This window comes from Actinoplanes sp. NPDC051411, from assembly GCF_040682075.1.
In the GTDB taxonomy this organism is placed as follows: Bacteria; Actinomycetota; Actinomycetes; order Mycobacteriales; family Micromonosporaceae; genus Actinoplanes.
The window spans coordinates 19118-28863 of the sequence record NZ_JBFBAD010000125.1; the positions used below are offsets into that span (position 1 = coordinate 19118).

The window sequence follows — 9746 nt, forward strand, 5'->3', positions numbered from 1 at the left end:
ATAGGGTGGTGCTCGTGATTTCGACCGGCGAGCTGTCGCCCAACCAGTTGCGCAAGCGGGAGCAGATCGTCGAGGCGGCGCGGAAGGTGCTGGCCACCGAGGGCCTGGCCGCCTGCTCGGTGCGGGCGGTCGCCGATGCCAGCCCGCTCACCAAGAGCGCGATCCACTACTACTTCGCCGATCTCAACGAGCTGGTCGACGCCGCGATGGCCGGGCACATCGAGGCGTTCCTGACCCGGGTGCGCGCGGCCGCGGCCCGGGGGAGCGACCCGGCCGAGCGCTTCTGGGCCGCGATCGAGGCCTACCTCGGCACCTTCGACGAGAACCCGGCCGCCGCCCTGCTCTGGTACGACTACTGGATCGACGCCGCCCGCAAGGGCCGCCTGGAGCCGGTCGACCGCATGAACCGCGAGGTCGTCGCCATGCTCACCGAGCTGCTCGAGGCCGTTCCGGTGCCCGGCGCCGCGGTCCGCGCCGAGGCCGTCTTCTCCGCCCTGCTCGGCCTGGTCGTCCAGCAGTCCGTGCGACGCCGCCCGCCGGAGGAGATCAGAGAGCTGATCCGGCTCGGCGCGGGCCTGCCCGGCCGGTGAAGCCGGCGGCACCGGCTCGGCGCGGGCCGTCCGGACCGGTGAAGCCGGCGGCATCGGCTCAGCGCGCGCCGGCCGGGCCGACAAGGTCGGCGGTGCGGTCGGACGCTTCCGGAGACCTAAACCGCGCATCGCACCCGCCGATGGAGGCTGTATGGATGCCGCGGGAGCGATCGGGGTGCTGGCGCCGTTCGTCGGCGGCACCTACTACGGCCGCCTGGTGGCCGGGGTGCAGGCCGCGGCCCGGGCCGCCGGGCGGCGGACGATCGCGATCCAGACGCTCGACGCCGCCGCCGACCTGACGGTCAACGGGGGCAACCCGGCCTTCGAGGCGCCCGTCGCCTGGGACCACATCGGCGGTTTCATCGCCTTCGCCGACGCGGTCGACCGCGACTACCTGCTCGCGCTCGAACGGGCCGGCAAGCCGGTGGTGCTCGTCGGCCACAGCGTTGCCGGGCTCGACCGACCGTCGGTGCTGGCCGACAACAGCGCCGGCATGCGCGCCGCGGTCACCCACCTCATTCGCGAGCACGGCTGCCGCCGGCTCGCCTTCACCGGATACCTCGCGGCCTCCGACATCCGGGAGCGCTTCGAGACGTACGCCGAGGTGCTGCGCGAGCACGGCCTCCAACCGGACGTGTTCCTGCCCGCCGTCAACAACGTGGAAAGCGGCATCACCTGGACCGCCCGGGACTTCCTGCGCGACGGCCGGCCGGACGCGCTGGTCGCCGCGACCGACCGCAACGCGATCGGCGCCCAGCGGGTCCTCGCCGAGTCCGGCCTGAGCTGCCCGGGCGACTACCAGCTGACCGGCTTCGACAACGTCGACCAGGCCAGCTTCGTACGCCCGGAGCTGGCCAGCATCGCCCAGCCGCTCGATGCCATGAGCCGTCTCGCCGTCGACCTGCTGCTGCGGGGCGGGGCGGGCATCCACCGCCTGCCGACCCGGTTCGTGCCCCGCACCTCGTGCGGTTGCACCGCGTTCGCGACCCGGCTGCCCGACCTGGCCGTGGCCGACCCCCGCGAGCGCCTGCTGCGCCGCCTGGCCGGGGTGGTGCCGGTCGGCTCGGACGCCGACGCCCTGCTCGCGGCGACGCTGGCCGCCGACGCGTTCGACGCCGCCGCGAGCGGCGACCCCACCGGCGTCGTCACCGCCGCCGACGAGCTGTACGCCCTGCTCGCGGCCGCCCCGACCCAGGAGACGCTGCGGGTGATCTGCCGCGCGGTCCAGGAGTACGCGCCGGCCGACGGCCCGGCCGCTCGCGCCGTGCAGGACGTCGTGCTGTTCCTCGGGCGCTCCTACCACCGGGTCCAGCTCGGCGACCAGCTGCACCTGCGCTCGCTGATCAGCGTCAACTACACGCTCGGGATGGCCCTGCTGCACCGCCGCGACGCCGACCCGCGGGACGCGTCGTGGCTGTCGATGACCCCGGCCACGGCCGGCTCGATCGCGCTCCGTGCCCCGTCGGGCGAGCTCGTGCGTACCGAAGGATGGCGCCGATTTCCCGGCGCGACCATCCCGGCCGGCCCGACCACCGTCGAGGCCTTTCCGCCCGCTGAGCTGGTCGCGGCCGCCGAGCCGGGGGAGACCGTCTTCGTCGTGCGGGCCAAGGTCGGCGACAGCGACCGCGGCTGGCTCGCCCTGGTCGACACCGTCGAACACCGGGTCGAGGACGGCCGGGAGCTGGTCAACCAGTGCGCGTCCCTGCTCACGGTGGCGCTCGACCTGCGCGACCAGGAGGCGCAGCTGCTGCGGGCCGCCCACTCGGACCGGCTGACCGGCCTGCCCAACCGCTCCTCGTTCACGGCGTCGCTGGAGGCGGCGGTCGGGCGCCCGGCCGCGCTGCTCTTCCTCGACCTGGACGGCTTCAAGCTGGTCAACGACACGCTCGGCCACCACGCCGGCGACCGGCTGCTGGTCTGCGTCGCCGAGCGGCTCGGCCAGTGCCTGCGGGCCGGCGACGTGGCGGCCCGGTTCGGCGGCGACGAGTTCCTGGTGCTGCTCGACGAGGTCGGGCCCGGCCCGGTGCTGGACGACCTGGTCACCCGGATCCGGTCGGCGATCTGTACGCCGTACCGCCTGGGCGACCGGACCGCCCAGGTCGGCGTCAGCATCGGCTGGGCCGACTGCGCGACCGGAACCTCGGCCGAGCAGCTGCTGCAGGACGCCGACACCGCGATGTACCGGGCCAAGGCGTTCCGCCCCGCCGCTTAATACCGGACGCCGGTGAGGCGTTCCGATTCGCGCCAGAGGGTGGCCCGCAGGCCGGCGTCGAGGGCGGCCGGGGGCAGCTTCACGAAGCCCGGCGAGCCGCCCAGCTCGAACGGGCCGGTGGGCGCGATGTAGGAGTCGGCGGTGGCGTCCGGGGTCGTCGCGGCGAACGTGATCGGGTCGGCGACGTATTCGAGGGGCTGGCCGACCGCGCGCATGATGACCCGCCCGAGCGCGTTGGTGACCCGGTTCGAGCCGTACTGCTGGATGTCGGTCGGCGCGGTGCCCGGGTGGACCGGGAGGCTCAGCACCGGGGCGTGGTGGTTGAGCTCGACCGCGAACAGGATGTTGGCCAGCTTGGAGTTGCCGTAGGCCCGCATCGGCGCGTAGTCGCGTTCGAGCTGCAGGTTGCCGGGCCGGATCGTCGCCGAGCGGGCGGACTGCGCGCTGACCGTGATCACCCGTTCCTTGAGCAGGGGCCGGAGCCGTCCGGTGAGCGCGAAGTGGCCGAGGTGGTTGGTGCCGAAGTGCTTCTCGAAGCCGTCGACGGTGAGCTCGCGGCGGGGGATGGCCATCACGCCGGCGCAGTTCACGAGCACGTCGATCGGCTGGCCGCGCTCGGTGAGGCGGCCGGCGAAGCGCTCCACCGAGGCCAGGTCGGCCAGGTCGAGCGGCAGCCACTCGGCGTCCGGGCCGATCGCGGCGACGGCTTGCCGGGCCTTCGTTTCGCCGCGGGCTCCGATGATCACCTGGGCGCCGTGGCGGGCGAACGCCTGGGCGGCGCGCAGGCCGATGCCGCCCGCCCCACCGGTGATGACGACCGTCCGGCCGGCCTGTGAGGGCATGCGGTCCGAGGTCCAGGTTCGCTGCGCCATCGGGATCTCCTTCTAGTTATTGGACGTTCATTCAATAGAAGCCGGCGTCGGTCGGTTTGTCAAATGAGCGTTCAATAACTAAGGTCGGGGCATGCGCGTCCGGGATCCCGAAAGCAAGAAACGCCAGCTCATCGAGGCCGCCCTGGCCGAGTTCGCCGCGCACGGCCTGGCCGGCGGGCGCATCGACGCGATCGCCCAGCGGGCCGGTTGCAGCAGTGGGCTGGTCTACACGTACTTCGGCAGCAAGGAAGGGCTGTTCGACGCCGTGCTGGGGTTCATCGCCACCTCGGCGGTCGAGGGCATCCCGATCACGGCCGACGACCTCCCGGGCTATGCCGAGAAGCTCCACCTGGCCGGCGAGGCCCATCCCGAGGTGACCCGGTTCGTCACCTGGTATCAGCTGGAGCGCGACCCGGCGGACGCCCCGCCGATGCCCGACGAGGCGGTCAAGCACAAGATCGACGTCGTCCGCGAGGCGCAGCAGCGTGGCCTCGTGCGCGACGACGTCGACCCGGCGGCGCTGGTGCTCGCGCTGCAGGCGGTCGCCCGCATGTGGGTCACCGAGCCGAAGCGGGTCCTCGACGCCGTCGACCCCGGCGGGAGTGAGGAGTTCCGGCGCCAGTCCGTCCGCGCGGCGGTGCGGGCCCTCACCACGGTTGGCTAGGTCTGGCGCTGGCGTTCGTGCTGGTCGAACGCAAGGCGGCGGAACCCGTCCTGCCCGTGTGGCTGTTCCGCAACCGGACCGTCGTGCTGGCCATCACCGCTGGCCTGGTCATCGGCGTCGGCCTGTACGCGTGCTCGACCTTCCTCAGCCAGTACTTCCAGCTCGCCCGGCGCAAAGTCGCCGCCCGCCGGGATCCTGGCCCTGCCGATGATCCTCGGGGTCGCCCTGGCCTCGACGCCGCGGCGTACGGGCTGCTCGCCCACCTCGCCGACCACGGCCCGCAGCGGCCCAGCGACCTGCCCGACGCCGAGGACGGCCGGGCCCACCGGCTCGCGCTGACCGGGGAGGGCCGGCGACGCCTGGCCGAGGCCCGCGACTCCCGCCGCGGCCGGCTGCGCGACCACCTCGCCAGCTGGCCGGACGACGACGTCCGCATGCTCGCCTCGCTGCTCGCCCGGTTCAACGCCGTCCCGCCGGCCGTCCCGGCCCGCGACGCCGAAAAGGCTTGACCCTGACGTAGCGTCAACCCGGCATGCTGTCGGCATGAGCGCGATCCGTGTGCAAGGCCTGGAGAAATCGTTCAAGGATCTGAAGGTGCTGCGCGGTGTCGACCTCGACGTGGCGCCGGGCACCATCTTCGCCCTGCTCGGCTCGAACGGGGCGGGCAAGACGACCGTGATACGAATTCTGTCCACACTGCTCAGGGCCGACGGCGGGACGGCCTCGGTCAACGGCTTCGACGTCGCGACCCAGGCCGCCGACGTCCGCGAGTCGATCAGCCTGACCGGGCAGTTCGCGGCGGTCGACGACATCCTCACCGGGCGGGAGAACCTGGTCATGGTCGCCCGCCTGCGGCACCTCAAGGAGCCCGGCCCGATCGCGGACACCCTGCTGAAGCGCTTCTCGCTGACCGAGGCGGGCGGCCGGCGGGTGGCGACGTATTCCGGGGGCATGCGCCGCCGCCTGGACATCGCGATGAGCCTGATCGGCGACCCGCCGGTGATCTTCCTCGACGAGCCGACGACCGGCCTCGACCCGGAGGGCCGCCTCGAGGTGTGGCAGGCGGTCAAGGAACTCGCCGCCGGCGGCACCACGGTGCTGCTCACCACGCAGTACCTCGACGAGGCGGAGCAACTCGCCGGCCGGATCGCGATCCTGCACGAGGGCCGCATCATCGTCGACGGCACCCTCGCCGAACTCAAGCAGCTCCTCCCGGCGGCCAAGGTCGAGTACGTCGAGAAGCAGCCCACCCTGGAGGACGTCTTCCTCGCCCTCGTCGGCCCGAACCGGGAGCAACGATGAACAAACACTTCCTCAGCGACACCGGCGTGCTGCTCGGACGCTCGCTGCGCCACATCGCCCGCAGCCCGGACACGATCATCACCACCGCGGTCATGCCGATCGCGCTTCTGCTGCTGTTCGTCTACGTCCTCGGCGGCGCGATCCAGACCGGCTCGGGCAAATACGTGAACTACCTGCTGCCGGGCATCCTGCTCATCACGATCGCCTCCGGGATCTCCTATACGGCGTACCGGCTCTTCCTCGATCTCCAGGGCGGCATCTTCGAACGGTTCCAGTCGATGCCGATCGCCCGGTCCTCGGTGCTCTGGGCGCACGTGCTGACCTCCCTGGTCGCCAACCTGATCTCGCTCGTGGTCGTCGTGCTCGTGGCCGTGGCGATGGGCTTCCGCTCTCCGGCGGGCGTGCTCGGGTGGCTGGCGGTGGCCGGCATCCTGGTGCTGTTCACGCTGGCGCTGACCTGGATCGCGGTGATCCCCGGCCTGACCGCGAAATCGATCGACGGCGCGAGCGCGTTCGCGTACCCGCTGATCTTCCTGCCGTTCATCAGCTCGGCCTTCGTGCCGACCGCGTCGATGCCCGGCCCGGTGCGCGCCTTCGCCGACAATCAGCCGGTGACCTCGATCGTCAACACGATCCGGCACCTGTTCACCGGGCAGCCGGTCGGCCACGGCATCTGGACGGCCCTGGCCTGGTGCGTCGGCATCCTCGTCGTCGCCTACCTGTTCGCCACCCTGGCCTACAAGCGCCGGATCTCGTGACCAAGCTGACGATCGGTGAGCTCGCCGCCTACGCCGGCGTCACGGTGCGGGCGGTGCGGCACTACCACCAGATCGGACTGCTGCCGGAGCCGGAGCGCGACGCCTCCGGCTACCGGCGGTACGGCGCGACCGCCGTCGTCGACCTCATCAAGATCCGCAGTCTCGCGGAGGCCGGTGTGCCGCTGTCCCAGATCGGCTCGCTGCTCGCGGCCGGGCCGGCGGCCTTCGCCGAGGCGATCCATCGGATCGACCAGGGCATATCCGAGGAGATCCAGCGACTGGAGCACAGCCGCAAGCAGATCGCCCAGCTCCTCACCGGGGACACCGCGGCGCTCCCGGCGTCGGTGACCGCCTACCTCGACCGGCTCCGCGAGATCGGCGTGTCCGAGCGCATGGTCCAGGCGGAACGCGACGGTTGGATCCTGGTCGCCGCCCATTGGCCCGACCGCGTCGACGACTGGATGCCCTCGAAGTTCGCCCTGCTCGAGGACCCTCGACTGGTGCGGCTCTACCTGATCCTGTCCGCGGCCCTCGACGCCGACACCGTCGACAGCGCGCTGCTGGGGGAGGCGGCCGACATCATGGTCGCCTTCGCCGAGGAGGCCGAGGCCGCCGGTCAGGCCATGACTCCGGAGGAGCTGCAGGACAGCGTGCCGTTCGAACTCCTCGACTCGCTGGTCCTCGAGTCCGACCCGCGGGCCGGGCGGATGCTCGACCTGATGCACGAGCGAGGCTGGACCGGGTGGATCCGGGCGGAACGCCTGCCGTAAACGGGGCAGCGCGCGGGAAGAGCCGTCCACTATGCTTCCCCGGCTTTTGATCCACGGGGAGGACTCTTCACTTTGTCTACTTCACTCATGCGCAAGCTCGGGGCCGCTGTCGCCGGCCTGTTCGTGGCGGCGGCCGTGCCCGCGGCCGCCGCGTCGGCCGCGCCGGTCACGCCCGAGCTCCAGTTCGCGCACGTCACGCTCACGCCGAACGACGGCAAGCAGCAGATCGTCGACTTCTGGGCCTACGAGCAGTCGTTCACGCTGCACGACGTGACCGCGGTCATCGACACCTCCCAGATGCCCGCCGGGGTCACCGCCGGCGTCTGGTTCCCGGAGATCGACAAGAACTGCAAGGACGCCACCGGCTCCATCACCTGCACGTTCGACACGCTGCCGTCGGACGAGGGCATGGCGTTCATCACCTTCGTCAACTACGTGTCGAAGGATGCCGAGGTCGGCGCCGAGGGCACGGCCAGCGTCAAGGTGACCAGCCGTGAGCTGGGCACGGTCACGCGGTCCACCAAGGTCACGGTGGCCGAGGGGGTCGACCTGGCGGTCGACCAGACCGATCAGGACACCCGGGTCAAGCCGGGTGGGACGGTCGCGGTGCCGTTGAGCGTACGCAACAACGGCGAAACGGCGATCACCGGCGTCGACGTGTTCTTCTTCATCGACCCGTGGTACGGCATGGCCAAGCACTACTCGAACTGCGTGTACGGCACGACCGCCGGCTACTGCCACTTCGACACCGAGCTGAAGGCGAACACGTCCTACGCCCTGTCCGAGGACATGGGCGTGAAGATCCGCGGCGACGTGCCGGCGCCCTCGACCATCGGCCAGACCTTCGACTGGTACACCCCGAACGACAACAGCGACAACATCGACCTGGTCAACGGGCAGAAGCCGAAGCACGGCACCGACGGCGCCCTGTCGCTGCGGGCGAAGCCGGCCGCGCTGGCGAAGTCTAAGCCGCAGACCGACATCTCCTCGCTCGGCCTCGACTACCAGACCGCGCTGTTCGAGGTCACCGGCACCCGGAACGGTGACGTGGCCGCCGTCGGCGCCCAGGTCAAGGGAGCGACCGGTGCGACCGTCACCGCCAAGGTCGGGGTCAGGAACCTCGGGCCGGCGTTCGAGTTCGGGTTCCCGAACCCGGCCGCCCAGGTCACGGTGACCGCCCCGGCCGGCACGACCGTGGTCTCGGTTCCGGACGGCTGTGTCAAGGCCGGCGCGGCGTACGAGTGCACCACGACGGCCAGCCCGCTCGACGTGAACGCGTCGGTGACCTGGCCGTTCAAGCTGCGCATCGACAAGTCGGGCACGCTGACCGGGTCGGTGGTGGCCAAGTCGTTCCAGCCCGACGTCACCAAGGACAATGACGCGGCCAAGCTGGTCGTGAACCCGCCCGCCGGGGTCGCTGACAGCGCCGGGCAGGGTGGCAATGACGGTGGTGGCCTGCCGATCACCGGCGCGCCGGCCGCGTGGATCGGGGGAGCGGGCGTACTGCTTCTCGGTGGCGGCGCCGCGGCGTACGTCATCTCCCGCCGCAAGCGGGCCCGCTTCGTCGCCTGACCCCGGGTTTGCCAGGCCGGCCGCGACGCGGCCGGCCTTTTCCGTTCCCAAGACTTGATTCATTCCAGAAAATGGAGAAGGATCGGCCGCGTGCCGACGCCGCCGGGGTACGAGAGTGTGCTGCGCGAGGCCGGGCTGCGCGTCACGCGTCCCCGTCTCGCGGTGCTCGGCGCTGTCCACGGCCACCCGCACGCCGACACCGACACGATCTACGGCGTGGCGCGGGCCGAGCTGGGGGAGGTCTCCCAGCAGGCGGTCTACGACGTCCTCCACGCGCTGACCGCCGCCCGCCTGGTGCGCCGCTTCGAGCCGACCGGCTCGGCCGCGCGCTACGAGGCGCGGGTCGGCGACCACCATCACCACCTGGTCTGCCGCGCCTGCGGCGACATCGTCGACGTCGATCACACGGCCGGCGACACCCGTTGCCTCACCCCGGCCGGCGGCGCGGGCTACGAGGTCGACGAGACCGAGGTCATTTTCTGGGGCAAGTGTGCCCGCTGTGTCGCGGCGTCCCCCGGACGCACGACGCCCGATTAGCGCAGGCTCGACAGAGCCGACCCGTAACAGGAGATAGGGAAGGACGACCGTGTCCGACGACAAAGACGTGACCGCGACGCCCAGCGAGAGCGAAAACCCGGCGATCAAGGCGCCCACCGCCAAGACGGGCGGCCGGCCGCACACCAACCGTGACTGGTGGCCCAACCAGCTCGACCTCTCGGTGCTGCACCGCCACTCGTCGAAGTCCAACCCGATGGGCGAGGCGTTCGACTACCGCGCCGAGTTCCAGAAGCTCGACGTCGACGCGCTGCGGCGCGACCTGGTCACGCTGATGACCGACTCGCAGTCGTGGTGGCCGGCCGACTGGGGCCACTACGGACCGCTGTTCATCCGCATGAGCTGGCACGCCGCCGGCACCTACCGCACCTTCGACGGCCGCGGCGGCGGCGGTCAGGGGCAGCAGCGCTTCGCGCCGCTCAACAGCTGGCCCGACAACGCCAGCCTCGAC

The 9746-nt window shown here is 71.6% G+C and carries 10 protein-coding genes and 1 pseudogene; 10 read left to right on the forward strand and 1 reads right to left on the reverse strand.

The annotated features are described in order from the left end of the window. Positions 1-14 precede the first annotated feature (14 nt). Both AB0M88_RS42700 and AB0M88_RS42705 read left to right on the forward strand, forming a co-directional pair. Positions 15-590, forward strand: a complete 576-nt coding sequence (locus AB0M88_RS42700) for a TetR family transcriptional regulator (protein ID WP_364112081.1) — start codon at positions 15-17, stop codon at positions 588-590. A 151-nt stretch (positions 591-741) separates the two neighbouring features. Beyond that, positions 742-2802 carry a GGDEF domain-containing protein gene (locus AB0M88_RS42705; RefSeq protein WP_364112083.1) on the forward strand — a complete coding sequence of 687 codons (2061 nt, stop codon included), beginning with the start codon at positions 742-744 and terminating at the stop codon, positions 2800-2802. On the opposite strand, the gene AB0M88_RS42710 is transcribed toward AB0M88_RS42705, so the two are convergent. Continuing rightward, the gene (locus AB0M88_RS42710) at positions 2799-3674 is read right to left on the reverse strand and encodes an SDR family NAD(P)-dependent oxidoreductase (protein WP_364112085.1); all 876 of its coding nucleotides are present in this window, start codon (positions 3672-3674) and stop codon (positions 2799-2801) included. The genes AB0M88_RS42705 and AB0M88_RS42710 overlap by 4 nt on opposite strands. 91 nt (positions 3675-3765) lie before the next feature. Here AB0M88_RS42710 and AB0M88_RS42715 point away from each other — a divergent pair, with 91 nt between their 5' ends. The 8 genes and pseudogenes from AB0M88_RS42715 to AB0M88_RS42750 form a co-directional block, all read left to right on the forward strand. Next, entirely contained in the window at positions 3766-4338 is a 573-nt protein-coding gene (locus tag AB0M88_RS42715; RefSeq protein WP_364112087.1) for a TetR family transcriptional regulator, read from the forward strand. A gap of 17 nt (positions 4339-4355) precedes the next feature. Further along, on the forward strand, positions 4356-4847 hold the full coding sequence (locus tag AB0M88_RS42720) for a hypothetical protein (RefSeq protein WP_364112089.1): 492 nt from the start codon (positions 4356-4358) through the stop codon (positions 4845-4847). Between the two features lie 34 nt (positions 4848-4881). Beyond that, a complete protein-coding gene (locus AB0M88_RS42725) occupies positions 4882-5640 on the forward strand; it encodes an ATP-binding cassette domain-containing protein (protein WP_364112091.1) in 759 nt (252 codons plus the stop codon). Next, positions 5637-6398 (forward strand): ABC transporter permease, encoded by a 762-nt coding sequence (locus tag AB0M88_RS42730; RefSeq protein WP_364112093.1) that lies wholly within the window; start codon positions 5637-5639, stop codon positions 6396-6398. Before AB0M88_RS42725 ends, AB0M88_RS42730 begins: the two co-directional genes overlap by 4 nt. Beyond that, positions 6395-7168 carry a MerR family transcriptional regulator gene (locus tag AB0M88_RS42735; protein WP_364112095.1) on the forward strand — a complete coding sequence of 258 codons (774 nt, stop codon included), beginning with the start codon at positions 6395-6397 and terminating at the stop codon, positions 7166-7168. The genes AB0M88_RS42730 and AB0M88_RS42735 overlap by 4 nt, the downstream gene beginning before the upstream one ends. An 87-nt stretch (positions 7169-7255) precedes the next feature. Then, a complete protein-coding gene (locus tag AB0M88_RS42740) occupies positions 7256-8740 on the forward strand; it encodes a hypothetical protein (RefSeq protein WP_364112097.1) in 1485 nt (494 codons plus the stop codon). 90 nt (positions 8741-8830) lie between these two features. Further along, positions 8831-9277 carry a Fur family transcriptional regulator gene (locus AB0M88_RS42745; protein ID WP_364112099.1) on the forward strand — a complete coding sequence of 149 codons (447 nt, stop codon included), beginning with the start codon at positions 8831-8833 and terminating at the stop codon, positions 9275-9277. Between the two features lie 49 nt (positions 9278-9326). Next, positions 9327-9746, forward strand: a pseudogene (locus AB0M88_RS42750) (catalase-peroxidase); the annotation flags it as partial.

What these genes read in the sequence shown, in the direction of transcription:
- AB0M88_RS42705 (WP_364112083.1), top strand. Translation starts at nt 742, where the DNA reads ATGGATGCCGCGGGAGCGATCGGGGTGCTGGCGCCGTTCGTCGGCGGC.
- AB0M88_RS42710 (WP_364112085.1), bottom strand. Translation starts at nt 3,674, where the DNA reads ATGGCGCAGCGAACCTGGACCTCGGACCGCATGCCCTCACAGGCCGGC.
- AB0M88_RS42715 (WP_364112087.1), top strand. Translation starts at nt 3,766, where the DNA reads ATGCGCGTCCGGGATCCCGAAAGCAAGAAACGCCAGCTCATCGAGGCC.
- AB0M88_RS42725 (WP_364112091.1), top strand. Translation starts at nt 4,882, where the DNA reads ATGAGCGCGATCCGTGTGCAAGGCCTGGAGAAATCGTTCAAGGATCTG.
- AB0M88_RS42730 (WP_364112093.1), top strand. Translation starts at nt 5,637, where the DNA reads ATGAACAAACACTTCCTCAGCGACACCGGCGTGCTGCTCGGACGCTCG.
- AB0M88_RS42740 (WP_364112097.1), top strand. Translation starts at nt 7,256, where the DNA reads ATGCGCAAGCTCGGGGCCGCTGTCGCCGGCCTGTTCGTGGCGGCGGCC.